This window comes from Sediminivirga luteola (assembly GCF_014639315.1).
GTDB classification, from domain to species: Bacteria; Actinomycetota; Actinomycetes; order Actinomycetales; family Brevibacteriaceae; genus Sediminivirga; species Sediminivirga luteola.
Map to the genome: position 1 here is coordinate 155,783 of NZ_BMFY01000008.1, position 24,441 is coordinate 180,223.

Annotated in this window: 22 protein-coding genes and 1 tRNA gene; 17 read left to right on the forward strand and 6 right to left on the reverse strand. The window is 72.2% G+C overall.

The genetic code is table 11. The features are described 5' to 3' along the window. The first annotated feature begins 51 nt into the window (after nucleotides 1-51). The 10 genes from hisF to pyk all read left to right on the forward strand — a co-directional run bounded on the left by hisF (nucleotide 52) and on the right by pyk (nucleotide 9,345). Complete coding sequence (gene hisF / locus IEW13_RS10500; protein ID WP_188550861.1) at nucleotides 52-825, forward strand: imidazole glycerol phosphate synthase subunit HisF; 774 nt, start codon at nucleotides 52-54, stop codon at nucleotides 823-825. Next, entirely contained in the window at nucleotides 822-1,196 is a 375-nt protein-coding gene (gene hisI, locus IEW13_RS10505) for a phosphoribosyl-AMP cyclohydrolase (RefSeq protein ID WP_188550862.1), read from the forward strand. Before hisF ends, hisI begins: the two co-directional genes overlap by 4 nt. Then, nucleotides 1,193-2,761, forward strand: coding sequence for an anthranilate synthase component I (locus IEW13_RS10510; RefSeq protein WP_229745077.1), 1,569 nt, complete (start codon nucleotides 1,193-1,195; stop codon nucleotides 2,759-2,761). Before hisI ends, IEW13_RS10510 begins: the two co-directional genes overlap by 4 nt. Beyond that, the gene (locus tag IEW13_RS10515) at nucleotides 2,758-3,369 is read left to right on the forward strand and encodes a Trp biosynthesis-associated membrane protein (protein ID WP_188550864.1); all 612 of its coding nucleotides are present in this window, start codon (nucleotides 2,758-2,760) and stop codon (nucleotides 3,367-3,369) included. Before IEW13_RS10510 ends, IEW13_RS10515 begins: the two co-directional genes overlap by 4 nt. Nucleotides 3,370-3,443: 74 nt before the next feature. Then, complete coding sequence (locus tag IEW13_RS10520) at nucleotides 3,444-3,707, forward strand: HGxxPAAW family protein (protein WP_188550865.1); 264 nt, start codon at nucleotides 3,444-3,446, stop codon at nucleotides 3,705-3,707. 6 nt (nucleotides 3,708-3,713) lie between these two features. After that, nucleotides 3,714-4,550, forward strand: coding sequence for an indole-3-glycerol phosphate synthase TrpC (gene trpC / locus IEW13_RS10525; RefSeq protein ID WP_188550866.1), 837 nt, complete (start codon nucleotides 3,714-3,716; stop codon nucleotides 4,548-4,550). Then, nucleotides 4,547-5,782, forward strand: a complete 1,236-nt coding sequence (gene trpB / locus IEW13_RS10530; RefSeq protein WP_188550867.1) for a tryptophan synthase subunit beta — start codon at nucleotides 4,547-4,549, stop codon at nucleotides 5,780-5,782. The genes trpC and trpB overlap by 4 nt, the downstream gene beginning before the upstream one ends. Then, a complete protein-coding gene (trpA, locus tag IEW13_RS10535; protein ID WP_188550868.1) occupies nucleotides 5,779-6,579 on the forward strand; it encodes a tryptophan synthase subunit alpha in 801 nt (266 codons plus the stop codon). The genes trpB and trpA overlap by 4 nt, the downstream gene beginning before the upstream one ends. Then, complete coding sequence (gene lgt, locus IEW13_RS10540; RefSeq protein ID WP_188550869.1) at nucleotides 6,576-7,799, forward strand: prolipoprotein diacylglyceryl transferase; 1,224 nt, start codon at nucleotides 6,576-6,578, stop codon at nucleotides 7,797-7,799. The genes trpA and lgt overlap by 4 nt, the downstream gene beginning before the upstream one ends. A 46-nt stretch (nucleotides 7,800-7,845) precedes the next feature. After that, entirely contained in the window at nucleotides 7,846-9,345 is a 1,500-nt protein-coding gene (pyk, locus tag IEW13_RS10545) for a pyruvate kinase (protein ID WP_188550870.1), read from the forward strand. Between the two features lie 16 nt (nucleotides 9,346-9,361). On the opposite strand, the gene IEW13_RS10550 is transcribed toward pyk, so the two are convergent. After that, a tRNA-Leu gene (locus IEW13_RS10550) sits at nucleotides 9,362-9,446 on the reverse strand. Between the two features lie 87 nt (nucleotides 9,447-9,533). Here IEW13_RS10550 and IEW13_RS10555 point away from each other — a divergent pair. Further along, nucleotides 9,534-10,175 (forward strand): ANTAR domain-containing response regulator, encoded by a 642-nt coding sequence (locus tag IEW13_RS10555; RefSeq protein WP_188550871.1) that lies wholly within the window; start codon nucleotides 9,534-9,536, stop codon nucleotides 10,173-10,175. Nucleotides 10,176-10,201: 26 nt separating this feature from the next. On the opposite strand, the gene IEW13_RS10560 is transcribed toward IEW13_RS10555, so the two are convergent. After that, nucleotides 10,202-11,170, reverse strand: coding sequence for a helix-turn-helix transcriptional regulator (locus IEW13_RS10560; RefSeq protein WP_188550872.1), 969 nt, complete (start codon nucleotides 11,168-11,170; stop codon nucleotides 10,202-10,204). Between the two features lie 107 nt (nucleotides 11,171-11,277). Between IEW13_RS10560 and IEW13_RS10565 the strand changes: the two genes are divergently transcribed. The 5 genes from IEW13_RS10565 (at nucleotide 11,278) to IEW13_RS10585 (ending at nucleotide 16,346) form a co-directional block, all read left to right on the forward strand. Next, entirely contained in the window at nucleotides 11,278-11,865 is a 588-nt protein-coding gene (locus IEW13_RS10565; protein ID WP_188550873.1) for a mycothiol transferase, read from the forward strand. A 28-nt stretch (nucleotides 11,866-11,893) separates the two neighbouring features. After that, nucleotides 11,894-12,529, forward strand: coding sequence for an HhH-GDP family DNA glycosylase (locus IEW13_RS10570; RefSeq protein ID WP_188550874.1), 636 nt, complete (start codon nucleotides 11,894-11,896; stop codon nucleotides 12,527-12,529). A 242-nt stretch (nucleotides 12,530-12,771) separates the two neighbouring features. Continuing rightward, nucleotides 12,772-14,358 carry an ABC-F family ATP-binding cassette domain-containing protein gene (locus IEW13_RS10575; protein ID WP_188550875.1) on the forward strand — a complete coding sequence of 529 codons (1,587 nt, stop codon included), beginning with the start codon at nucleotides 12,772-12,774 and terminating at the stop codon, nucleotides 14,356-14,358. A 102-nt stretch (nucleotides 14,359-14,460) separates the two neighbouring features. Further along, complete coding sequence (locus IEW13_RS10580; RefSeq protein ID WP_188550876.1) at nucleotides 14,461-15,459, forward strand: iron-siderophore ABC transporter substrate-binding protein; 999 nt, start codon at nucleotides 14,461-14,463, stop codon at nucleotides 15,457-15,459. Beyond that, nucleotides 15,456-16,346 (forward strand): siderophore-interacting protein, encoded by an 891-nt coding sequence (locus IEW13_RS10585; RefSeq protein WP_188550877.1) that lies wholly within the window; start codon nucleotides 15,456-15,458, stop codon nucleotides 16,344-16,346. Before IEW13_RS10580 ends, IEW13_RS10585 begins: the two co-directional genes overlap by 4 nt. A gap of 16 nt (nucleotides 16,347-16,362) precedes the next feature. Here IEW13_RS10585 and thiI read toward each other — a convergent pair whose 3' ends face one another. Both thiI and IEW13_RS10595 read right to left on the reverse strand, forming a co-directional pair. Further along, nucleotides 16,363-17,586, reverse strand: a complete 1,224-nt coding sequence (gene thiI, locus IEW13_RS10590; protein ID WP_229745080.1) for a tRNA uracil 4-sulfurtransferase ThiI — start codon at nucleotides 17,584-17,586, stop codon at nucleotides 16,363-16,365. Beyond that, the gene (locus IEW13_RS10595) at nucleotides 17,583-18,074 is read right to left on the reverse strand and encodes a PaaI family thioesterase (RefSeq protein WP_188550878.1); all 492 of its coding nucleotides are present in this window, start codon (nucleotides 18,072-18,074) and stop codon (nucleotides 17,583-17,585) included. Before IEW13_RS10595 ends, thiI begins: the two co-directional genes overlap by 4 nt. 33 nt (nucleotides 18,075-18,107) lie before the next feature. Between IEW13_RS10595 and polA the strand changes: the two genes are divergently transcribed. Next, nucleotides 18,108-20,846, forward strand: a complete 2,739-nt coding sequence (gene polA / locus IEW13_RS10600; RefSeq protein ID WP_188550879.1) for a DNA polymerase I — start codon at nucleotides 18,108-18,110, stop codon at nucleotides 20,844-20,846. Between the two features lie 16 nt (nucleotides 20,847-20,862). Here polA and IEW13_RS10605 read toward each other — a convergent pair whose 3' ends face one another. Together IEW13_RS10605 and IEW13_RS10610 are read right to left on the reverse strand one after the other, a co-directional pair. After that, on the reverse strand, nucleotides 20,863-23,541 hold the full coding sequence (locus IEW13_RS10605) for a DEAD/DEAH box helicase family protein (RefSeq protein ID WP_188550880.1): 2,679 nt from the start codon (nucleotides 23,539-23,541) through the stop codon (nucleotides 20,863-20,865). Beyond that, nucleotides 23,505-24,377, reverse strand: coding sequence for a class I SAM-dependent methyltransferase (locus IEW13_RS10610; RefSeq protein WP_188550881.1), 873 nt, complete (start codon nucleotides 24,375-24,377; stop codon nucleotides 23,505-23,507). The genes IEW13_RS10605 and IEW13_RS10610 overlap by 37 nt, the downstream gene beginning before the upstream one ends. Nucleotides 24,378-24,441 lie beyond the last annotated feature (64 nt).

Below are 24,441 nucleotides of genomic sequence, written 5' to 3' on the forward strand. Positions count from 1 at the left end.
AGCGCGCCGCCTTCACAGCCTTCGCAGCGACGCAATTCACAAGGAGAGTGCATGAGCCTGGCAGTGCGCATCATCCCCTGCCTGGACGTCGACGCCGGCCGGGTGGTCAAGGGCGTGAAGTTCACCGGGCTGCGGGACGCCGGCGACCCCCTGGAGCTGGCCCGCGCCTATGACGCCGCCGGCGCCGACGAGCTCACCTTCCTGGACGTGACCGCCTCCAGCTCGGAGCGCGACACCGTCTTCGACGTCGTCTCCGCCACCGCCGAGCAGGTATTCATCCCGCTGACCGTCGGCGGCGGCGTGCGCGAGGTCGCGCATGTGGACCGGTTGCTGCGCGCCGGCGCGGACAAGGTCAGCATCAACACGGCGGCCGTCGCGCGGCCCGAGCTCATCCGCGAGATCGCCGAGCGCTTCGGCAACCAGGTGCTCGTCCTCTCCCTGGACGCCCGCCGCTGCCTGCCCGGCGAGGCGCAGACGCCCAGCGGCTACGAGGTCACCACGCACGGCGGCCGCCGCGGCACCGGCATCGACGCGGTCGATTGGGCCAGCCGGGCGCAAGCCCTCGGCGCGGGGGAGATCCTGCTCAACAGCATCGATGCCGACGGCACCAAGGCGGGATTCGATCTGGAGATGATCGCCGCGGTCCGTGCCGCCGTCACGGTGCCGCTGATCGGCTCCGGCGGCGCGGGACGGCCCGAGCACTTCCCGCCGGCGGTCAAGGCCGGGGCGGATGCACTCCTGGCCGCTGGGATCTTCCACTTCGGCGAGGTCACCATCGCCGAGGTCAAGGACGCCCTGCGTGCGGAAGGGGTGAGCGTGCGGTGAACGCCCCTGCGCTCGATCCGGACATCGCCGCCCGCCTGAGGCGCACCGGCGACGGGCTCGTCGCGGCCATCGTCCAGCAGCACGACACCGGCGAGGTGCTCATGCTGGGCTGGATGGACGACGAGGCGCTGCGGCGCACCCTGACCACCGGGCGGGCCACCTACTGGTCCCGGTCCCGGCAGGAGTACTGGCGCAAGGGCGACACCTCCGGTCATGTGCAGTACGTGCGCGGGGTCAGCCTGGACTGCGACGGCGACGCCCTGCTGGTGCGGGTCGAGCAGATCGGCCCGGCATGCCACACCGGCACCCGCACCTGCTTCACCGGCCGGGAGCTGCCGGCCGAGACATCTCTCCAGGAGCCGAGCACGTGAGCGCCGCACCGCACAGCCGGGACCATGCCGCCATCAGCCCGGGCCTGGCCGAGTTCCGGGTCCTGGCGCGCGGCACACGGGTCATCCCCGTCACCCGGCGCCTGATCGCCGACGGCGAGACCCCCGTCGGCCTGTACCGAAAGCTGGCGCTGGATGCCGACGGTTCGGCCCGGCCCGGCACCTTCCTGCTGGAGTCCGCGCAGGGCGGCGCCTGGGCCCGGTACTCCTTCATCGGCGCCTCGGCCGTGGCCACCCTGAGCGAACGCGAGGGCCAGACGCACTGGCTGGGCACCCCGCCGGCCGGCCTGCCCGTGGACGGGGACCCGCTGGCGACCGCGGAGAGCGTGCTGCGGCAGCTGGCCAGCCCGCTGGGCGGCCTCCACGGGGACCTGCCGCCGCTGGCCTGCGGGCTGGTGGGCTACATCGGCTGGGACGCGGTGCGCCGCTGGGAGAAGCTGGGCCCGGGCGCCGACGACGAGCTCGGCGTGCCCGAGCTGGCGCTCATGATCCCGGGCGACCTGGCCATCTACGACCACTACACCGCCGAGGTCGTGCTGGTCGCCAACGCCATCAACATGGACGGCTCGGCCGAGCGGGTGGACGCCGCGCACGCCGATGCCGCCGCCCGGCTGGACCGGATGACCCGCGCGCTGCTCGCCCCGGCCCCGGCCACGGTGGTCGCCGGGGACTTCAGCGCGGTGCCCGAGGTGCAGCACTATTCCGAGCGGGCGGATTACACGGAGGCGATCCATGCCGCGAAGCGGGCGATCGTCGACGGCGAGGCCTTCCAGGTGGTGCTCGCCCAGCGGTTCACCACCGCCTGCGAGGCCGCGCCGCTGGAGGTCTACCGGGCCCTGCGCCGGACCAATCCGAGTCCCTATATGTACCTGCTGAACCTGCAGGGCACGGAGGAAACCGGGTTCGCCGTCATCGGCTCATCCCCGGAGGCCCTCGTCACCGTCAAGGAGAACGAGGTCTACACCCACCCGATCGCCGGCTCCCGGCCCCGCGGCGCCCACCCGGAGGACGATGCGCTGCTGGCGAAGGAGCTGCTGGACGATCCGAAGGAGCGGGCCGAGCATCTGATGCTCGTCGATCTGGCCCGCAACGACCTGGCCAAGGTCAGCGTGCCCGGCACGGTCGACGTCGTGGAGTTCATGGAGATCGAGCGCTTCAGCCACATCATGCATCTGTCCTCGACCGTGACCGGCCGGCTGGCGCGCGGCGTGACCGGGATCGACGTGCTCAAGGCGACGTTCCCGGCAGGCACCCTCTCCGGTGCGCCCAAGCCACGGGCCCTGCAGCTGATCGACGAGCTCGAGCCGGTCGGCCGGGGCATCTACGGCGGCGTCGTGGGCTACCTCTCGTTCTCCGGGGACCTCGACCTGGCCATCGCCATCCGCACCGGCGTGCTCAAGGACGGGCGGATGACGGTGCAGGCCGGCGGCGGCATCGTCGCCGACTCGGTGCCGGAGCTGGAGATCCAGGAGTCGGAGAACAAGGCGGCGGCGGTGCTGCGCGCCGCCCGGGCCGCCGCGACCCTGCGCCCGCCGGAGCCGTCATGACCTCCGCCGCCAAGGGGCCCGCCGTCCCCAAAGGCCTGACCGTCACCGCCCTGCTGCTTATCGCGGCGGCGCTCTATCTCGCCGCGTCCCAGACCTGGGTGCATGCCCAGCTGGCGGGGGAGGGGGCGGCCATCAGCGGCGCCGACGCCCAGCCAGTCCTCACCGCGATGGCGGCCACCGCCGGTGCCGCCGCGCTGTTCCTGAGCCTTGCCGGCCGGATCGGCCGCTGGGCCGCCAGCATCGTCCTGGTGCTCGCCGGGATCGGCTACATCGCCTCGGCCCTCCAGGTGATCCGGGAACCGCGGGCCGTCGGGGGCAGCGCCCTGAGCGAGGCCACCGGGCTGATCCGCACCGCCGAGTCCGCTCAGTTGACCGCCTGGCCCTGGCTGGGCATGGCAGCCGCGGCGCTGCTCATCGTCTTCGCCGTGCTGGCGGCGGTCGGCGGCCGCGCCTGGTCGAGTGCGGGACGGCGCTTCGAACGGCAGAAGTCCCGCGGCAAGGACGGGGATTCCGGCGTCGGCGGGGGCGGCACGGACCGCACCGGCGCCGATGACGCGGTGGACTCGTGGGACGCCCTCAGCCGCGGGGAGGACCCCACCGGTCCGTGAGCGCGCGCGAGGCGTCTCATGCGAGAATGGTCCCTAGAAGAAGACACGACCTGCCAAGGCCAAGAAGGAGTGACATGTCAGCATCGTCCAGTCAGCCCGCCACCGACCTCGATAAGGACAAGATCGACTACGAGGCGATCGCGGACCCCGGGCACGGCAACACCGTGGCCGCCTGGACCGGCGTCTTCATCATGCTCTTCGGTGGCATCATCTCGCTGATCGGCAATATCCTCGACTCCTGGCCGGTGTTCTTCGCGGGCTTCGGCGTCGCTGCCGTGGGCCTGGTGGTCGGCTACCTCCTGCGGCGGGCCGGCAAGGGCCGCCACCGCACGCTGTAGCACGCGATGACGGTGCTCGACTCCATCGTGGCCGGGGTCCGGGAGGACCTCGCGGCGCGGGAGGCGGCGCTGCGCCTGACGGAGCTGATCCGGCACGCAGACGCCGCCCCGGCCGCCCGGCCGCTTCCCGCTGCCGGCTTCGGCCTGATCGCTGAGGTCAAGCGGTCCTCGCCGTCCAAGGGCGAGCTGGCGGAGATCCCCGATCCCGCGGAACTCGCCGCCTCCTATGAGGCCGGCGGCGCCGCCGCGATCAGCGTGCTCACCGAGCAGCGGCGCTTCCGCGGCTCGCTGGCCGACCTCGACGCCGTCCGGGCGCGCGTGGCGGCCCCGCTGCTGCGCAAGGACTTCATCGTCAGCGAGTACCAGGTGTTCGAGGCCCGCGCCCACGGCGCGGATCTCGTGCTGCTGATCGTCGCCGCCCTCGACGACGAGGTCCTCGCCCGGCTGTACGGCCTGATCACCGAGCTCGGCATGACCCCGCTGGTGGAGGTGCACACCGAGCAGGAGGCCGACCGGGCCCTAGCGCTGTCCCCGTCGCTGCTGGGCGTCAACACCCGGGATCTGAAGACCCTCCAGGTCGATACCTCGGCCTTCGGCCGGCTGGCCCCCTACATCCGGGACCGGGCCGCCGCCGCGGGCATCCCGCAGCCCAGGCTCGTCGCCGAATCGGGTGTGGCCTCGGCCGCCGATGTGGCCGCCTACGCCGCCGACGGCGCGGACCTGGTGCTGGTCGGCGAGGCACTCGTCACCGACGGCGAGCCGGAGCGCGCTCTCGCGCAGTTCACCCAGGCTGGCCGCGAGGCGGCCGGAAGCCCGTTCGCGAAGAAGACAGGATCACCATGACCGATGCCGAGCTCTTCGATGTGGAGAGCCGCAACGCCGGGCCCTATTTCGGGCAGTTCGGCGGCCGTTTCGTCCCGGAGGCGCTCATCGCCGCCCTGGACGAGATCGAGGACGCCTTCGCCAAGGCGCTCAAGAACCCCTCCTACACGGAGGAGCTCAGGCGACTGCACCGCGAGTACACCGGGCGGCCGAGCCTGCTGAGCGAGGCGCCGAGGTTCGCGCAGGCGGCCGGCGGGGCCCGGATCTTCCTCAAGCGGGAGGACCTGAACCACACCGGCTCGCACAAGATCAACAACGTGCTGGGGCAGGCACTGCTGGCCAAGCACATGGGCAAGACCCGCCTGATCGCCGAGACCGGTGCCGGGCAGCACGGCGTGGCCACGGCCACCGCCGCGGCCCTGCTGGACCTGGAGTGCACGGTCTACATGGGCGCCGAGGACACCCGCCGGCAGGCGCTCAACGTGGCCCGGATGCGGCTTCTCGGCGCCGAGGTGATCGGCGTCGAGTCCGGTTCGCGCACCCTCAAGGACGCCATCAACGAGGCGTTCCGCGACTGGGTCGCCAGCGTCGGCCGCACGCACTACGTGTTCGGCACCGTCGCCGGTCCGCACCCCTTCCCGGGGCTGGTGCGCGAGCTGCAGCGGATCATCGGCGTCGAGGCCCGCGAGCAGTTCCTGGCGCAGCTGGGCCGGCTGCCGGACGCCGTCGTCGCCTGTGTCGGCGGCGGCTCCAACGCCATCGGCATGTTCCATGCCTTCATCCCGGACGCCGATGTCCGCCTGATCGGCTGCGAAGCCGCCGGCGAGGGCGTGGACACCCCGCGGCACGCTGCGAGCATCACCCGGGGCACTCCCGGGATGCTGCACGGCGCCCGCTCGCTCATGCTGCAGGACGAGGACGGCCAGACCATCGAGAGCCACTCGATCTCCGCGGGCCTGGACTACCCGGGCGTCGGGCCCGAGCACGCCTGGCTGCACACCTCGGGGCGCGGCGAGTACCGTCCGGTGACGGACGCGCAGGCGATGGAGGCGTTCCGGTTGCTGTGCCGCACCGAGGGCATCATCCCGGCGATCGAGTCCTCCCACGCGCTGGCCGGTGCCCTGGACCTGAGCCGCGAGCTCGGCCCGGACGCCGTGATCGGCGTGTGCCTCTCCGGCCGCGGCGACAAGGACGTGGACACCGCGGCGCGCTGGTTCGGTCTGCTGGACGGTCAGGAAGGCGGAGACAGGTGAGCGGCACGCACAGCACGGCTGAGGTCTTCACCCGGGTCCGCCAGGAGGGCCGCGCCGCGTTCATCGGCTACCTGCCGGTGGGCTACCCGGACGTGGCCACGTCGATCGAGGCCGCCCGCGCGCTGGTGCGCGGTGGCGCGGACATCGTCGAGGTCGGCATGCCGTACTCCGATCCGGGCATGGACGGCGGGATCATCCAGCACGCCGGCACCACGGCCCTGGCCGAGGGCGTGCGCACCCGTGACCTCTTCCCGATGGTGGAGGCCGTCGCCGACGCCGGCGCCCGGGCGGTGGTGATGAGCTACTGGAACATCGTCTACCAGTACGGCGTCGAGCGGTTCGCCCGCGATCTGGCCGCCGCCGGGGGATCGGGCCTCATCACCCCGGACCTCATCCCCGACGAGGCCGCCGAATGGGAGGCCGCCTCCGACGCGTACGGCCTGGACCGGATCTACCTGGTCGCGCCCTCCTCCACGCCCGAGCGGCTCGCCTACACCGCAGAGCACAGCCGCGGCTTCGTCTACGCCGCCTCCACGATGGGCGTCACCGGCGCTCGTGCCGAGGTGGACCAGGCCGCCGCGCAGCTGGTGGCGGACACCCGCGCGGCCGGCGCGCAGAACGTCTGCGTCGGCCTGGGCGTCTCCACCCCGGCCCAGGCGGCCGAGGTCGCCGGATACGCCGATGGCGTGATCGTCGGCTCGGCGCTCGTGCGCGCGCTCGGCGAAGGCGGCGTGGAAGCGGTGGAGGAACTCGCCGGCGCCCTCGCGGCGGGCGTACGCGGAAAGGCGACGGCATGATCCCCTCACCCGGCTGGAGCGGCTTCTCGCTCGGGCCCATCACGATCCACGCCTATGCGCTGTGCCTCATCCTGGGGATCATCGCCGCGCTGTGGCTGACCAACCGGCGCTGGCAGGCCCGGGGCGGCAGCGAGGACGATCTCTGGGTGATCGCCATGTGGGCGATCCCGGCGGGCATCATCGGCGGCCGGCTGTACCACGTCATCTCCACGCCGCGGCCGTACTTCGGCGCGGACGGCGATCCGATGGCCGTGCTGTACGTCTGGAACGGCGGCCTGGGCATCTGGGGCGCCGTGGTGCTGGGCGCGCTGGCGGCCTGGTGGGCGGCGAGACGGCACAAGATCAGCATCGGCGCCTTCCTGGACGCTGCCGCGCCGGGCCTCATCCTGGCGCAGGCGATCGGACGCTGGGGCAACTGGTTCAACCAGGAGCTCTTCGGCGCGCCCACCACGCTGCCGTGGGGCCTGCAGATCGACTACACCCACCCCAACTGGCCGGCCGGGGTGCCCGAGGGCACCGTCTTCCACCCGACGTTCCTGTACGAGTCACTGTGGAACGTCGCCGGCGCGCTGCTGCTGATCTGGCTGCATCGCCGGCTCAAGCTCGCGCACGGTCAGGTGTTCCTGCTCTACATCTGCTACTACACCCTCGGCCGGGTGTGGATCGAGGCGCTGCGGATCGACACCGCCGAGCTGATCCTGGGCGTGCGCCTCAATGTGTGGGTGTCCATCCTGGTGTTCCTCGCGGCCGCAGTGGTCTTCGCGCTGTCCTGGCGCAAGCACCGGGGCGCCGGCGACGAGATCTACCTGCCGGGCCGGGAGACGGCCGGCGATGCCGCGTCCGGCGATGTCCCGTCCGGCGATGCCGCGTCCGAGGCCTCATCTGATGCCCCGTCCGATGCCGCCGCCACCGAGGCGGATGCCGCCTCCCAGGAGCCGGCGACTGGATCTCCCGACGGCGAGCAGACCGCCGAGAAGTCCTCCCTGGAGGCGTCGCCGCCGGAGGATCCCGAGCGCGAGGACGATCCGGAGCACCGCTTCGGCGCGCACGGTGCGATGACCTCGAACATCCGGATCGTGCCGGAGACAACGGCCGGGGCCGCTGACCGGCCCGAGCCGGGGACCGATGATCCGGGGACCGATGAGCCGGGGACTGCCGAGCCGGACTCCGTCGGCGATGACAGTCCTACGGAGGATCGCCCCAAAAGTACGGACAACTAAGTCGAGTGGCCGCCCCAGGTCCTTCGAACCCGGATAGGATGAAGCCATGAGGAAAGCGAAGATCGTCGCCACGCTCGGCCCCGCCCAGAAAAGCTACGACGACATCCGCGCGCTGATCGATGAGGGCCTGAACGTGGCCCGCTTCAACCTCAGCCACGGTGACTACGAGGCGCATGAGCGCGCCTACCGCTGGGTGCGCCAGGCCGCCGCCGACACCGGCAGGGCCGTGGGCGTGCTGCTGGACCTGCAGGGACCGAAGATCCGGCTGGGCACCTTCGCCTCCGGGCCGGTGGAGCTGTCCGAGGGCCAGACCTTCACCATCACCACGCGCGACGTTCCCGGCGGGCCCGAGGAGGTCGGCACCACGCACCGGCTGCTGCCCCAGGACGTCAACGTCGGCGACCCCCTGCTGCTGGACGACGGGCGGGTGCGCCTGCGCGCCATCGAGGTCACCGACACCGACGTGGTCTGCACGGTGGAGGTGCCCGGCACCCTGTCGAACCACAAGGGCCTGAACCTGCCCGGCGTCGCGGTGACCGTGCCGGCGCTGTCGGAGAAGGACGAGCGGGACCTGCGCTGGGGCCTGAAGATGGGCTTCGACTGGGTGGCGCTCTCCTTCGTCCGGGACGCCTCCGATGTGGACCGCGTCCGCGAGATCATGGCGGAGGAGGACCGCCGGGTCCCCGTCATCGCCAAACTGGAGAAGCCGCAGGCGGTGGAGAACCTCCGGGCCATCGTCGACGCCTTCAACGGCATCATGGTCGCCCGCGGCGACCTCGGCGTCGAGCTCCCGCTGGAGCAGGTGCCGATCGTGCAGAAGCGCGCCGTCGAGCTGTGCCGCCGGCAGGCGAAGCCGGTCATCGTCGCCACCCAGATGCTGGAGTCGATGATCTCCAACCCCCGGCCCACCCGCGCCGAGGCGAGTGACTGCGCCAACGCGGTCCTCGACGGCGCCGATGCGCTGATGCTCTCCGGGGAGACCTCGGTCGGCGAGTACCCGGTGGAGGCGGTCCGGACCATGGCCCGCATCATCGAGTCCACCGAAGAGCATGGCATGGACCGGATCCCGCCGCTCGGCACCCAGCCGCACACCCGCGGCGGAGCCATCACGGCGGCGGCGCTGCGCGTCGCGCAGCAGCTCGACATCAGCCTGCTGTGCACGTTCAGCCAGTCCGGCGACTCCGTGCGCCGGATGTCCAGGCTCCGCGCCAAGGAGACGCAGCTGGCCTTCACGCCCGAGGAGGACGTCCGGAATCAGCTGGCCCTCACCTGGGGCGTGGAGACCTATCTGGTGGACACGGTCAAGCACACCGACCAGATGGCACGCCAGGTGGACACCGTGCTGCTGGGGGAGGGCCGCGCTCAGGAGGGCGAGCTCGTGGTGATCGTGGCGGGGTCCCCTCCGGGCATCGTCGGCTCGACGAACGCCCTGCGGGTGCACCGGCTCGGCGATGCCATCAAGGGTGCGGCGCCGGCCTATCGAGACGATTCGGACGCCGATGAGGCGACCAGGGGATATCTGCCGGAGACCGGCCGGCTGGCATGAGGGCCGTACGAGGGTCTGGTGCCGGATAAGGGACTCGAACCCTTACGTCTTTCGACAATGCATTTTGAGTGCACCGCGTCTGCCAATTCCGCCAATCCGGCTCACAGGATGACTGGGGCCAAGCATATCCTTGACGGACCGGCCGGCGCCAAACCGGCTGGGAGGACAGCGGTGACGGGACTACTAGGATGGTGCGCGTGAGCGAAGAGAATCAGAACGGCGAAGAGACGCTTACGGCGGGGCGTCCCGTCCGCCGGGTCGTCGTCGCCGAGGACGAGGCGGTCATCCGCCTGGACATCGTGGAGATGCTGCGCGAGGTTGGCTACGACGTCGTGGGCGAGGCAGCCGACGGCGAGTCGGCCATCCGCCTGGCGGAGGAGCTGCGCCCGGACCTGGTGGTGATGGACATCAAGATGCCCGTGCTCGACGGCATCTCGGCCGCCGAGCGGATCACCTCGGCGCGGATCGCCCCGGTGGTGCTGCTGACCGCGTTCTCCCAGCGGGAACTCGTCGAGCGCGCCAGGGACGCCGGTGCGATGGCCTATGTGGTGAAGCCCTTCACCGCCAATGACCTGGTGCCGGCGCTGGAGATCGCGCTGTCCCGCCACACGGAGATCTCCGCGCTGGAGGCCGAGGTGACGGACCTCCAGGAGCGGTTCGAGACCCGCAAGCTCGTGGACCGCGCCAAGAGCCTGCTCATCTCCTCCATGGGACTGACCGAGCCGGAGGCGTTCCGCTGGATCCAGAAGACCTCCATGGACCGCCGGCTCACCATGCGCGAGGTGGCTGAGACCGTCATCAAGCAGATCGGCGAGAAGCAGAAGAGCTGATCGCGCCCTAAGCCCGGTCCGGGCGCTCAGGCCATGCCGGTGCCGCGCAGCTGCTCGCCGAGGCGCTGCAGCTCGCCGAGCAGTTCCGGCGGGTCGATCACCTGCATCGGCAGGCCCAGCCGGGCCAGGTGAAGAGCGAGGAGCGAGGCGTCCTCGGCGCCGGTCGTGACGAGCGCGTGGTCCCCGGTGCCGTCCGCCTCCCATGGCTCCACCTGCGCCGCGTTCGGCGGGATGAGCTCGCGGAGCCGCCCGGGGGAGGCCGCGACGACGACGCGGGCCAGCACCGGGTAGGGCGCTCGCAGCACCGCCTCGCGCACCCGCGCCACCGGATCGGGCACCGGCCGCTCGCCCACCGGGAACGTGGTGACGTGCAGTCCGGTGATCCGGTCGATCCGGAACGTCCGCCAGTCCTGGCGCAGCAGGCACCAGCCGAACAGATACCAGCGCCTGGCGAAGACCACCACGCGATAGGGGTCCACCCGCCGCTCCTGGTCCGCTCCCTCTCTGCCGTGATGCCTGAAGCGCACGCTCCGGCCGGTGGCGGCGGCTTCGGCCAGCAGCGCGACATCCGCATAGGAGGGCGGATCCCCGTCGGCCTGCGCCACGGCGGTGCTGCGATGGATGCGCTCGGCGCGCGCGGCGAGCTCCGGCGGCATGGTCCGCCGGATCTTCAGCAGGGCGCTCAGCGCCGGCTCATCCATGCCCGACAGGCCCGAGTCCGCGGCCTGGGCCAGCGCGAGCGCCACTGCCTCGGCCTCATCGGGCTCGAGCACCAGCATCGGCGTCTGCGGGCCGGAGGCCAGGCGGTATCCGCCGCCGGAGCCGGCAGCGGAGTCGATGCGGTAGCCGAGGGCGCGCAGGCGCTCGACGTCCCGGCGGACGGTCCGCGTCGTCACGCCCAGCCGGCGGGCGAGGTCCTGCGCGCCGATGGCCGCACGTGCCTGCAGGATGCCCAGGAGGCGCAGGCACCGGCCGAGCGGTTCGGTGTCGGTCATGACACCAGCCTAGATCCGGTCGCGGACAGATCGTGTCCGCCGGGGCTGCCAGGCTGGAGGTGTCGCCGGACCCGGCGACGGCCCGCCGAGGCACCCAAGGAGCCGTGATGCCATTCCTCGCCCCCGGAGTCACCGACGAACGCGACGCCCATATCGTTTTCCTCGCCCAGCAACTCGAGCAGGTGCGCATCGCCGCCCTCGACCTCGACGAGGACCAGCTGCGCGCCGTGCCCACCACGTCCGCGCTGAGCCTGGCAGGCCTGCTCGCCCATATCGCCCAGACCACCGCGAACTGGCTCTCCTATATCCACGCGCACGGCGGCGGAGCGGAGACCTCCGGCCTGAGCGCGCAGGACTTCGACATGGAGCTGGCGGGCTTCTTCTCCGGTGCCGAGATCCCGCCGGATGACGGTGCGCAGCTCCGCGAGCGCCTGCAGCGGGCCGCTGCCCTGGTGCGGCCAGTGCTCGCGCACGCTGATTTCGACGCCCGCGTGCCGGTGCCGGATGCGCCGTGGTTCCCCGCGGACATCGGCTCCTGGAGCGTCCGCTGGGTCGCGCATCACCTGATCGCCGAGGTCGCGCGGCACGCCGGGCACGCCGATCTGATCCGCGAGACCCTCGACGGTCAGATCGCCTACGCCCTCAACGCCCGGGACGCGGGGGAGGAGTTCGACTGGGAGGAGTACGCGCAGTAACCTCGACCTGCGAAGGCAGGTGAGCACCATGACGCAGCAGCAGACCGCCCGGATCCTTCTTCACCGGCACGGACGCAGCTATGCCGAGCAGGCGGGCATCACTCTGAAGGACACCCCGTCCCCGCTCTACCGGCTGCTGGTGCTCAGCCTGCTGCTCTCCGCCCGGATCAGCGGCGACATCGCCGTTCGCGCGGCCCGGGCGCTTTCCTCGGCCGGGTACCGCACGCCCGCCCGGATGGCGGAGGCGAGCTGGCAGCAGCGCGTGGACGCGCTCGGCCAGGGCGGCTACCGCCGATACGACGAGCGCACCGCGACCATGCTGGGCGATGGCGCCGTGCTGCTCCTGGACCGCTATCGCGGGGACCTGCGGCGCCTGCGGGATCAGGCCGGCGAGCCGGACGGCATCCACGCCGCCCTGCAGGAGTTCCCGGGGATCGGGCCGCTGGGGGCCACGATCTTCTGCCGCGAGGCGCAGGGAGTCTGGCCGGAGCTGGCGCCCTGCCTGGATCAGAAAGTACTCGACGGGGCACGGAAGCTCGGGCTGCCGGACGATCCTGACCGGCTGAGCCGGCTGGTCGAGCGCGATAACCTGCCTCGCTTCGCCGCCGCCTGCGTCCGCGCCGCGCTCAGTGACGAGGTAGTCGCGGACGTGCGCGCGGGTTAGACTGGGCTGGTCCTGCCGCCTACCACGAGGTGCCCGTTGAAGCTCTGAGGTCCGTAGACCTGCGCAGCGCGCCGCCGGCTTCTGCCCGGTCGCCCGCCGTGTGACGACCTCATCGAGCGTACGCACCTGATGGCCCGGATATCCTCCGCCGGCCGACCCCGTCGGCACATGCTCTATGTTCCATGCGCACCGCGCAGCGTCTCCATACGTGATTCCATACCGCCAGCACCATGGAGACCATCATGCCGCAGACCCCCGCATCCCTGATCCTGAGCGAGATCACCTTCCGCCTCCCGCACGGCCCCGCCGTCCTCGACGGCGTGTCCTTCGGGCTCGGCCCCGGCCGGCACGCGCTCATCGGCGCCAACGGCACCGGCAAATCGACCCTGCTGAAGATCGTCGCCGGCCTGCTCCGCCCGGACTCCGGCGCGGTCCGGGCGCACGGGGAGCTCGGCTATCTGCCGCAGGACCCGGCCGCCGCACCGGACCGCCCGGTCGCTGCGCTCCTCGGCGTCCAGGCGACGATGCGCGCCCTGGCCGCGATCGAGGCCGGCTCGGTGCGCGAGCAGGACTTCGAGACGGTCGGCGATGACTGGGATCTTCCCGAGCGGCTCGACGCGCACCTGTCGCGTCTCGGGCTCTCGGGCCTGGCACTGGACCGGCCGGCCGGGACGCTCTCCGGCGGGGAGCTCACACTGCTGTCGCTGACCGCCCTGCTGCTCCGGCGGCCGGCCGTGCTGCTGCTCGACGAACCGACGAACAACCTCGATCGTGCGGCCCGTCACCGGCTCTACGACGCCGTCGCCGCGTTCGCCGGCACGCTGCTGGTCGTCAGCCACGACCGCGAGCTGCTCGACCTGGTGGACGACATCGGGGAGCTGCGCGGCGGGACGGTCCGCTGGTACGGGGGCGGCTTCACCCACTACCGGGAAACCGTCGCCGCCGAACAGGAGGCTGCGGCGCAGGCCGTGGCGAGCGCCCGGAACGGCGTGCGGCGGCAGAAGCGCGAACTCGCCGAGCAGCAGACGAAGCAGGCGCGCCGGGACAAGCAGGGCCGAACGCAGGCCGAGTCGCTGCCGCCGATCCTCGCCGGCACGCGTAAGCGCCGGGCACAGGAGAGCGCGGGACGGCTGAGGGCCGTGCATCGGCAGCGGCTCGACTCCGCACGCGAGACGCTCGAGGAGGCCGAGACCCGCCTGCGCGAGGACGATGTCATCCGCATCGACCTGCCCGGCACCGAGGTGCCGGGCCGGCGGGAGGTGCTCCGCGCCGCCGGGCTGCGCGCGCCGCACGGCACCGCCTGGCAGGAGCGACGGCTGGATCTGTCCGTGTGCGGCCCCGAGCGGATCGCGCTCACCGGCCCCAACGGGATCGGCAAGACGTCCCTGCTGCGGTGCCTGGCCGGCGAGACCGAGCCCGCCGAAGGCAGTGCCGAGGTGCTGGTGCCCATGCGGTATCTGCCGCAGCGCCTGGATCTGCTCGACCCGGACGCGAACGTCATCGACAACGTCCGCCGGTTCGCCCCGGGGGCTGACCCCGGCGCTATCCATCACCGGCTGGCGCGGTTCCTGCTGCGCGGGGAGGCCGTGCGGCGGCCCGCCGGGACGCTCTCGGGAGGCGAGCGGTGGCGAGCCACCCTCGCCTGCCTGCTGCTGGCCGAGCCTGCCCCGCAGCTGCTCGTCCTCGACGAACCGACCAACAACCTGGACCTCGCCGGCGTCCGGCACCTGACCGAGGCGCTGGCGGCTTTCCGGGGTGCGCTCCTCGTGGTGAGCCACGACCAGAGGTTCATCGACGACCTTGGCCCAGGCCGCCGGATCGAGCTGTGAAGATCACTCCGCCGGCGCCGTCATGTTGGGGTAGTCTAGCCTTACTTACTGTCGGCGTCCTGCGCCGGCGTCCCTAGACCCGTGTCACCTCAGGAGATATCCATGTCCCGTCCCTCACCCTCTCGCTCTGGCATCGCGGCGCTCGCCGCGTGCTTCCTCGCGCTCAGCGGCTGCGCGGCCGGCGGGGGCGATGACGGGCGCGAAGGCGGCGGCCAGGACGAGGCCTTCGCGACGGTGGAGACCGAGTTCGGCGAGGTCGTCATCGAGGAACGGCCGGAACGGGTCGTCGCACTGGGCTGGGGCGACGCCGAGATCGCGCTGCAGCTCGGCGTGGAACCCGTGGGCGCCGCCGACTGGATCGGATTCGGGGAGGACGTCGACGGCATCGGCCCCTGGGTGGAGCACACCTACAGCGAGTCCCCGGAGATCCTCGGCACCATGGAGCTGGACTACGAGGCCGTGGCCGCGCTGGAACCGGATCTGATCCTCGACGTGAACAGCTCCGGGGAGCAGGAGCGCTACGAGCGGCTGGCGGCGATCGCCGACACCGTCGGCGTGGGGCCGGGAGGCGCCAACTACCTGACCACCGGCGAGGAGCAGGTCCGGATGATCGGCACGGCGCTGGGGCAGGCCGAACGCGCCGAGGAGATCCTGCAGGAACAGGAAGAGGCGTTCGCCGAGGCGGCCGGCCAGCATCCCGAATGGCAGGACCTCACTGTGAGCGTGGTGACCCGCACCTCGGAGGGCTGGGGCGCCTACACCCAGGACGGTCGGGTGGAGTTCATGCAGGAACTCGGCTTCACCCTGAACCCGGAGATCGAGGCGCTCGGCGCCGAGGGCGAGTGGAGCGTCAGCCTCTCCGACGAACAGCTGAGCACGGTCGATGCGGATCTCATCGTCGCCTTCCCCATCTTCATCGGGGAGGAGGAGATCACCGAGGATCCGAGCTGGAACGCGATTCCCGCCGTCGCCGAGGGACGGGCCCTCGTCATCACCGGTGAGCTGTCCCGGGCGTTCTCCCTCGGCACCCCCGAGGCCCGCGGCTATGCACTGGACCAGCTCGTCCCGCTCATCGAAGACTCCCTGGGCGGTCAGGCATGAGCCGGGCCTATGCCACGCGGGTCGCTGCCGTGCGGCGCATGAGCCCGCATTTCGTCCGCTTCACCCTGGCCGATGAGGAGCTGCGCCACTTCCACACCGGCGGGCTCGATCAGCGCATCAAGCTGTTCCTGCCGCGCCCGGACGGGACCTTCCCCGATCTCGGCCTGTGGCGGGAGCCTCAGCCGAGCCTGATGGAGTGGTACAACGCCTGGCGGGCGCTGGCCGAATCCGAGCGCAATCCGATCCGGACCTACACCGTCCGGGACATCCGCCCGGCCGAACGCGAGATCGACGTCGACTTCGTCGTGCACGGCACGGAAGGCCCGGCCTCCGCCTGGGCGCTGAGCGCCGCCCCTGGCGACGAGCTGATCGTCATCGGCCCGGACGGCCGGCATGAGAACGCGGGCGCCGGGATCGAATGGAGCCCCGGCACCGCCACCGAGGTGCTCCTGGCCGGCGACGAGACCGCCGTGCCCGCCATCTGCGCCATCCTCGAATCGCTGCCGGAGACCTTCACCGGCGAGGCCTATCTGGAGGTGCCCTCGGAGCAGGACGTCCTGCCGGTGCGCACCGCCTCAGCCGTCGCCGTGCACTGGCTGCCACGGGACGGGGCGGCCCTGGGCGAGCCGCTCACCGCGGCGGTGCGCGACTGGGGCCGCCGCCGCAGCGAGGGCGCCGCCGGAGGCGGCGAGGAGTTCGCCGAGATCGGCGCCGAGGACCCGCTCTGGGAGGTCTCCGAGCCGGAGGGCTTCCGCGAGTACGCCTGGCTCGCCGGCGAAGCCGGCGTCATCACTGCGCTGCGCCGCCATATGGTCAAGGACCTGGGGCTGAGCCGGAAGCAGGTCTCCTTCATGGGCTACTGGAAGCGGGGCCGCGCCTCCAGCTGAGCGGGCAGCCGCCCGGTCAGCCAGCGGCCGGCGGCACCAGGCCGGCCCGGCGGTCCGCGATGGAGACCAGGTGTTCCTGCAGCCGGTCCAGCGTCTGGCCGACCAGTTCGTCCACGCCGGCCCGGCGCTCAGCCCGCGCCAGGATGCGCGGATCAGAGCGCACTGCCGGACGCGGCGGCGCCAGCAGCCGGCAGCAGTCCTCGTCCGGCAGCGCGGAGATCTCGGCGGTGCCGATCCGCCGCGCCTCGGTGATGATCTCCTCCTTGTCCCAGCCCAGCAGCGGGCGGAGCACGGGCAGGGCGCAGGCCTCGTCGACGCTGGCGATATTGCTCACCGTCTGGCTGGCCACCTGGCCCAGGCTGTCGCCCATCACGAGCGCCTCCGCGCCGACCCTGCCGGCGAGCTCCTCGCCGATGCGCACCATCAGTCGGCGCTGGGCGATGGTGCGCAGTGCCGGATCGGCGGAGGAGGCGAGGGTGCGCTGGGCCGGTCCCAGCGGCGCGACCCACAGCCGTGCCCGCGGCTGGAACCGGGTGAGCTCGCGCACCAGCGCATAGGCCTTGTAGGTCGAACTGGGATCGGTGTAGGGCGCGCCGCTGAAGTGGATGAACTCGCAGCGCAGGCCGCGCCGCATGGCCCGGTGGGCGGCGACGGGGGAGTCGAATCCGCCGGAGAGCAGCACCAGCGCCGTGCCGCTGGAACCCACCGGGAGCCCGCCGAGCCCGCGCAGCCGCTCGGCGGAGACGAACGCCTCGTGCCGGTCGATCTCCACCGAGACCGTCACCTCGGGTTCGCCCAGGTTCACCGGCCAGCCAGTGGCGGCCTGGAGCTCCGCCCCGAGACGTGCCGCCAGCTGGGCGGAGGTCAGCGGAAAGGTCTTGTCCCGCCGCCGCACCACGACCGCGAAGGACCGCGGTGTGTCCCGAAGCCGCTGGCCGAACCGCCGCCGTAGTTCGGCCAGTGCGGCCGGGCCGAACGCCTCGGCGGTCTTGTCCACCCGCAGCGCCACATCGATCACGCTCACCCCCGCGATGTCCCGCATACCGGCCGCGAGCGCCTCCGGTCCCCGCTCGGGATAGAGCACGGTGAAACCGTTGCGCGCCTCCGCCCGGACGCGCCCGCACTCCGGCGGCAGCGCGGCCCGGACGTTGCGCACCAGGCGCCTGGCGAAGGCCGGCCGGTTGGCGCCCTTGAGGAACAGCTCCCCGTGTTTGAGCAGCAGGCAGCGTTCGGCCGTCACGTCCGCTCCTCCCGGCCGCCGGCAGCGCGGCGGCGCACCAGGTTGGTGATCCGCGCGGTGGACAGCAACGCGCCGGACTCGTCCCGGACGCGCACCTCATGGCTGATCACGGTGCCGCCGGCGTGCACGACCTCGGCGCGTGCCCTCACCGTGCCGGAGCGCACGGCACGCAGATGCGTCGCGTTGATGTCCAGCCCCACCACGTCGGCTCCGCCGGCCAGCAGCCAGGCGTGCACCGAGCCCAGCGTCTCGGCCAGCACCAGATGGGCGCCGCCGTGCAGCAGGCCGGCCGGCTGGAGCTTCCCGGCCACCGGCATCCGCGCCGAGATCGAGTCCCGGTCCAGATCCAGGAACCGGATGCCGAGCAGGCCCGCCAGCTGGGCTGCGGCCGGGTCGTCGTTGAGGGCGTTGAGCCTGGCCACGGCGGCCTCGCACCAGGCCGGTGTGAGCGCTTCGAGGTCCGAGGGGATGGAGAAGGCGTCGTCCATAGTCGCCCAGCTTAGTTCGGCTAGGCTGGGCCCGTGAGCACCGCCAACGCCGATACCCTGCTGCTGATCGACGGACACTCCCTGGCCTTCCGTGCGTTCTACGCCCTACCGGTGGAGAACTTCACCACCAGCACCGGGCAGCACACCAACGCCGTCTACGGCTTCATGTCCATGCTGCTCAACGTCGTGGCCGCCGAGGAGCCGACGCACCTGGCGGTCTCCTTCGATCTGGGCAAGCCGACCGTGCGGCTGGCGCAGTACCCGGAGTACAAGGCCGGTCGCAAACCCACGCCGCCCGAGTTCGCCGGCCAGGTGGACCTGCTCATCGATCTGCTGAAGGCGCTCAGGGTCCCGATCGTCACCCTGGAGGGACACGAGGCCGACGACGTGATCGCCACCCTCGCCGCGCAGGCGCGGGAGGCGGGCATATCGAGCCTGATCATCAGCGGCGACCGCGACTGCATGCAGCTGGTGAACGACTCCACCACCCTGCTGTACCCCAAGCGCGGCGTCTCCGATCTGGCCCGCATGACGCCCGAGGCGGTGGAGGAGAAGTACGGTGTCAGCCCGGAGAACTACCCGGGACTGGCCGCGCTGGTCGGCGAGACCGCGGACAACCTTCCCGGCGTTCCCGGCGTGGGCGAGAAGACGGCGGCGAAGTGGCTCGCCGCGCACGGCGACCTGGACGGGGTCATCGCCCATGCGGATCAGATCGGCGGGAAGGCGGGCGAGCGTCTGCGCGAGCACCTGGACCAGGTGGTCCGCAACCAGCGGCTCAACCGCCTGGAAACGGCTCTGCCGCTGCCCGTCGGCGTCGCCGAGACCCGGCGCCAGGAGGCGGATTTCGCCGTCGTCGAGGAGCTGTTCGACGTTCTGGAGTTCCGGGCCCTGAAAGAGCGCTTCGAGCGGGCCTTCGGCGCCCCGGACCGCACCGGCGGCGACGCCTCGCAGCCGGAGGAGGAGATCCCGCCCCGCGTGCTCGACGCGGCCGGCTTCCGGGAACTCATCGAGAGCATCGGCCCCGAGGAGATCGTGGCTCTCGCCGGCGACGGGCACTACGCGCTCGGGCACGGGGACGTCACCCGGCTGGCGATCGCCCGCGCCGCCCTCGAGGAGACCCTGGATCAGGAGTCACATCCCGGCGGTGCGGTGGAGCTGGCGGATCTGGACCCGGCGGCGGAACAGGCGCTCGCACGGCTGCTCACCGAGAACCCCCGCCGACTGGTCTTCCACGGCGCCAAGACGCAGCTGAAGGCGTTCCACGAGCGGGGCCTGATCGATCTGGCTGCGCTCAACCCCGAGCAGGCGCCGCTGGACACCGAGCTAGCCGCCTATGTCCTGCGGCCGGAACTGCGTGGCTACGGCCTGGACGATCTGGCGGCGCGCTATCTGGGCCGCAGCCTGGAGCCGGACTCCGCGGACGGCGAGCAGCTCGCCCTCGACCTCGACGGCGGCGAGGCCGAGCTGCTGGCCCTGGCGCGCCGCGCCCGTGCCGTCCTGGACCTGCATACCGAGCTGGCCGCGCGGCTGGAGCAGGAGGAGGGCACCCGCGCGGTGTTCAGCGAACTGGAGGTGCCGACCGTCACGATCCTGGCGAAGGCCGAGCTGGCCGGGGTGCAGATCGACCGGGAACTGCTCGGCGAACTCGTCTCCGACTACCGGGCGCGCGGCGAGCGCAGCGCCGAGGCCGCCTTCGAGGCGATCGGGGAGCGGATCAACCTGGGCTCGCCCAAGCAGCTCCAGGTGGTGCTGTTCGAGACCCTCGGCATGCGCAAGACCAAGCGCACCAAGACCGGGTACACCACTGACGCGGACTCCCTCGCCGAGCTCTACGCCGAGACCCAGCACCCCTTCCTGGAGCATGTGCTGGCCTACCGGGACGCCACCAAGCTGGTGCAGATCCTGGAGGGCCTGGGCCGCTCCATCGCCGATGACGGCCGGATCCACACGACGTATCAGCAGACGGTGGCCGCCACCGGACGGCTGTCCTCGACGGACCCGAATCTGCAGAACATCCCGGTGCGGACCGAGGCGGGCCGCCGGATCCGCGAGCTGTTCATCGCCGGGCCCGGTTACGAGCGGCTGCTCACCGCCGACTACTCGCAGATCGAGATGCGCATCATGGCGCACCTGTCCGGCGATGCGGGCTTGCAGGAGGCCTACCGGGAAGGCGAAGACCTGCACAACTACGTCGGCGCCCAGGTGTTCGGCGTCGGCGCCGAGGACGTCACGCTGGAGATGCGCGCCCGGGTGAAGGCGATGTCGTACGGCCTGGCCTACGGGTTGTCCGCCTACGGCCTGTCCAAGCAGCTGGGCATCGGCGTCGACGAGGCCCGCGCCCTCATGACCGGGTACTTCGAGCGGTTCGGCGGGGTGAAGCGCTACCTCGACGAGGTGGTCGACCGGGCCCGGCGCAGCGGGTACACCGAGACGCTGTTCGGGCGGCGCAGGTACCTGCCGGATCTGAGCAGCGACAACCGCCAGCGGCGCGAGATGGCCGAACGGGCGGCGCTGAACGCGCCGATCCAGGGTTCGGCGGCGGACATCATGAAGCGCGCCATGATCGGCGTCGACCGCGAGCTGACCGGACAGCGGCTCGGCAGCCGGGTGCTGCTGCAGGTGCACGACGAACTCATCCTGGAGATCGCCCCCGGGGAGTACGAGCAGGCCGCGGCCATCGTGCGCGAGCAGATGGGCTCGGCCGCCGAACTCGACGTCCCGCTCGACGTCAACATCGGCTCCGGCGCCTCCTGGCACGCCGCAGCGCACTGAGGCCGCCGCCCGGTCGTCAGGCCCAGTGCAGGCGGATCGCCGTGGACACCTGCCACGGGTCGTCGCCGCGCGCGGCCGCGACGACGCCCGCGCCCTCGGGGCTCTTCGCGTAGAGCAGCTCGCCCTCGCCCACCCAGCGGCGCCAGGCGCGCAGATACAGCTCGGCGGTCTCGCGGCGGCCGGCCAGCTCGGCCGGCACCGGATGCCAGGTGCTCGCCTGGCCATCCCGGCCGGAGAGCGTCGCGCGCATCGCGGCCCAGGCGGTGGGGGCGGCGACCGTGCTCCGGGAGACGATGTAGCGGGGGCTGCTCAGCGGCTGCACCGCCTCGTCCAGGGCGGCGGCGAACCGCGCCGACTCCTCTGCCGGCACGCCCGTCATCCGGCAGCGCAACTCGCCCTCGGATCCGCCGAATCGCGCGCTGATCGCCTCGGCGCCCCGGGAGAGCAGTCCCGCCTCGTGCATGGCCTCGGCCACGGCCGCGGCCACTGCGACGATCCCGGGCGGGCGCGCCAGCTCCAGGTGCCGGCGACGGACCTGCACCAGGACGGCCGTGCCGGCCACCAGGCAGGCGCCCAGCGCTCCCGCACCCGCCGCGGGGAAACCGGCCAGGACGAGGATCAGCGCCAACGCCGCCAGGACGGGTACGCTGATCCGCGCCACCCTCCAGATCGGCGACGGGGCCGTGCGCGGTACCGGCTGCACGGGCCGGCCGCCGTCGGTGCCGGCGCGGGCGGCGCGGTGCCGCTCCCGGGCCCGCACCACCGAGACCTGATGCGTGCCGGCCGCGAGGGCGCTGCGCCACAGCCGAGCGGCTTCCTCCCGGCGCTGGGAGCGCCGCACCGCACGGGCGTTGACCTCGTCGTTCAGGTCCGGGGCCGGCGGGTGGTGTGCGCTGAAACCATCGTCCAGATGGGCCACGCCGTCCACGAGCTCGCCGGTGGAATCCGGGGCCAGGTGCCCGTCGTGCTTGCGGACCAGCCGCTGCCAGTCCCCGTCGGCGAGCAGGCCCTCCGCCAGGGTGGTCACGGTCCAGATCGCCGCGACCTTTCCCGGCTGGGCGGGATCGAGGCGGAGCGCGCGGCCGCGCATCTGCACGATCGCCGTCGGCGTGGTGGCGGAGGTGAGGTCGATCAGCGTGTTCACGCATCGGGCGTCCCAGCCCTCGCCGAGCAGCCCGCGCGTGCCGATCAGCACGCGACTGCCGCCCCGGGCGAAGAACTCCGTGATCACCGGAACCCATTGCCGGGCGTTCCAGCCTTCCAGCGTGGGGGAGCCAGCGGAATGCTCGACCACGAGCGCCGCGGCCGTGTGCTCCGGCAGCCGGTCCTTCGCGAAAGCGGCCAGGGCGCGCAGGGTGCGCTCCTCGCCGGCCACCGTCCTGGCGGTGACCAGCAGCGGGCGCAGCTCCGCGGTCGCGGGGTCATCCAGGAGCGCCCGGAGCACCGCGCGGGCAGAGCCGCCGGCCGGGTCTACGACCTCGTGCAGCGTCCGCGGCAGCGTGGCAGCGGATTCGAAGTCGCACAGCACCAGGCCGCGCAGCTCCTCGCCCAGGGTGGCGGACTCGTGGCCGAGGATGTCGGCCGTGGCCCGCGCCTTGGCGCCGCTGCGCGCCAGCACCCGGTCGGCCGTGGGCGTGGACCGGACGATTCCCCGCCGGGTCCAGCGGTAGCCGAGGGAGGGCAGCAGCCCGGCGACCTCGTCGATGAGCGCCCGGTCCCGCGGATCGTCGCCGTCACCGCTCTCGTTCAGGGGCTTCAGCCAGTGCTCCAGGATGCGCATCCAGTCCGCCACGCCGGGATCCTGGCGGTGCCGTTCCCGCAGCACGGCGTCCTCGGGCAGCCTGGCCGTCCCGGCGTGTGCCAGCCGCGCCACGGCATCGGCCAGCTCGGGCTCAGCGGCTTCCAGATCCGCCCATCTGGTGCCGGCGGTGAGCGCGTCGAGCGATTCCAGCAGCGGGACGCTGGCGATCTCCGGGTCGCCCAGGTGCGCCAGGAACTCCTGGACGCGCGCATCGTGCCGGCGCAGCCAGTCGCGCTCGGTGGGGGTCGGCGTGGTGAGCCACGGCAGTTCGAGGTACGGCGCGAGATCGCCCTCCCGGACCACCTCGGGGATCTGGGCCTGATACGTCACGCCGCCGAAGAGGTCGGCCTCGAGCGCCGCCTCGGCCGCGGTCATCGACGCGGCCGGCGTCGCGGTCAGGCCCAGGACGTGCGCCTGCGGTAGCCGTTGCAGGACCTCGGCCAGCAGCCGTCCCCAGGTGCGCAGCAGATGGTGGCACTCGTCGAGCACCAGCATGAGGTCGCCCGCGGCGGCGAGTTCCTCCACGAGCCGCAGCCCGTTGGGATGCAGCCTGGACAGTTCGGAGCCGCCACCGTCGTCATCGTCCCCGTTCCGGTCCTCACGCTCGGCGTCGAAGACGGCGAGGGACTGATAGGTGAGCGAGCGCAGTGCGGGGTCCGCCGCCGCCCACTGCGCCTGGATCGCGGTGTTGGGGGAGAACACCACGCCTTTGCGCCCGCTGGCGCGCACCGCCTCCACTCCGACCCGGGTCTTGCCGGCGCCGGGCGGCAGGACGATCCAGCTCCGGCGCGCGCCGGAGTCGTGGGCGCGGCGCCAGGCCCGCAGCGCCTCTCGCTGGTGGCGGCGCAGTGGCGGGTTCAGATGGAGTAGTCCGGTTCCGGTTTGAGCTGGCACTGGAAGATCACGGTACCGGGCATCAGCGCGCCGCGCAGCGGGGACCAGCCGCCCCAGGCCTTGTCGTTGTCGGCGGGCCACTCGGGTTCCATCAGCCCGGTCAGCGTGAAGCCGGCGCCGTTGATCAGGGCCACCCAGTCGCTCATCGTGCGGTGGTGCTCGGCGTAGATGGGACGCTGCTGCGAGTCGAGCTCCACATACGGGGTGCGGTCGAAATAGGAGTACTCCACCGTCAGCCCGGCCTCACCGGGAACGTCCGGGAACATCCAGCGATTGGGGTGCGTGACGGAGAACACCCAGCGGCCGGAGGGCTTGAGCACCCGCGCGACCTCCGCCAGCACGCTCTGCGCGTCCTTGACGAACGGCAGCGCGCCGTAGGCGGAGAAGGCGATGTCGAAGCTGCCGGCCTCGAAGGGCAGATGCCGGGCATCGGCCTCGACGAACGTCGGCGGCGTCGCCCCCTGCGTGAGCGGATGCTCCTGCTGCAGCCGCCTGGCCTGCTGGAGCATCGCGGAGGAGAAGTCCACGCCGGTGGCCTGGGCGCCCTGCTCGGCCAACCACCGGGAGCACTGGCCCGCGCCGCAGCCCACCTCCAGCACGCGGCGGCCGCGCACCTTGCCCAGCAGCCGCACATCGCGTTCGTGGATGCCCTCCGGACACCAGATGAAGTCGGCCGCGCCCAGGAAGCTGCCGTGCTCGGCCAGATACGATTCGGCAGAGCCGTCCCAGTAGCTGCGGTTGGCGCGCACGGACTCCTCGGCCCCGATGGCGAGATAGCCGCCGACGACGATATCGTCCACGTCGTCCACTCGGTCCACTGGATCCTCCTGCGTCATGGCAAGTACCCAACCCGCCTTCTTTGCTGATAAGCTTGACATTGCACGCGGCTTCCGTCGTGCC

Bases quoted from the DNA above. Each gene is read 5' to 3' on its own strand.
- IEW13_RS10610 (WP_188550881.1), bottom strand. From the start codon at position 24,377: ATGACGCAGGAGGATCCAGTGGACCGAGTGGACGACGTGGACGATATC.
- IEW13_RS10595 (WP_188550878.1), bottom strand. From the start codon at position 18,074: ATGGACGACGCCTTCTCCATCCCCTCGGACCTCGAAGCGCTCACACCG.
- IEW13_RS10560 (WP_188550872.1), bottom strand. From the start codon at position 11,170: ATGACCGACACCGAACCGCTCGGCCGGTGCCTGCGCCTCCTGGGCATC.
- trpC (WP_188550866.1), top strand. From the start codon at position 3,714: ATGACGGTGCTCGACTCCATCGTGGCCGGGGTCCGGGAGGACCTCGCG.
- IEW13_RS10520 (WP_188550865.1), top strand. From the start codon at position 3,444: ATGTCAGCATCGTCCAGTCAGCCCGCCACCGACCTCGATAAGGACAAG.
- IEW13_RS10565 (WP_188550873.1), top strand. From the start codon at position 11,278: ATGCCATTCCTCGCCCCCGGAGTCACCGACGAACGCGACGCCCATATC.
- IEW13_RS10555 (WP_188550871.1), top strand. From the start codon at position 9,534: ATGGTGCGCGTGAGCGAAGAGAATCAGAACGGCGAAGAGACGCTTACG.
- IEW13_RS10575 (WP_188550875.1), top strand. From the start codon at position 12,772: ATGCCGCAGACCCCCGCATCCCTGATCCTGAGCGAGATCACCTTCCGC.
- hisF (WP_188550861.1), top strand. From the start codon at position 52: ATGAGCCTGGCAGTGCGCATCATCCCCTGCCTGGACGTCGACGCCGGC.
- IEW13_RS10570 (WP_188550874.1), top strand. From the start codon at position 11,894: ATGACGCAGCAGCAGACCGCCCGGATCCTTCTTCACCGGCACGGACGC.
- IEW13_RS10580 (WP_188550876.1), top strand. From the start codon at position 14,461: ATGTCCCGTCCCTCACCCTCTCGCTCTGGCATCGCGGCGCTCGCCGCG.
- pyk (WP_188550870.1), top strand. From the start codon at position 7,846: ATGAGGAAAGCGAAGATCGTCGCCACGCTCGGCCCCGCCCAGAAAAGC.
- IEW13_RS10515 (WP_188550864.1), top strand. From the start codon at position 2,758: ATGACCTCCGCCGCCAAGGGGCCCGCCGTCCCCAAAGGCCTGACCGTC.
- IEW13_RS10585 (WP_188550877.1), top strand. From the start codon at position 15,456: ATGAGCCGGGCCTATGCCACGCGGGTCGCTGCCGTGCGGCGCATGAGC.
- lgt (WP_188550869.1), top strand. From the start codon at position 6,576: ATGATCCCCTCACCCGGCTGGAGCGGCTTCTCGCTCGGGCCCATCACG.
- trpB (WP_188550867.1), top strand. From the start codon at position 4,547: ATGACCGATGCCGAGCTCTTCGATGTGGAGAGCCGCAACGCCGGGCCC.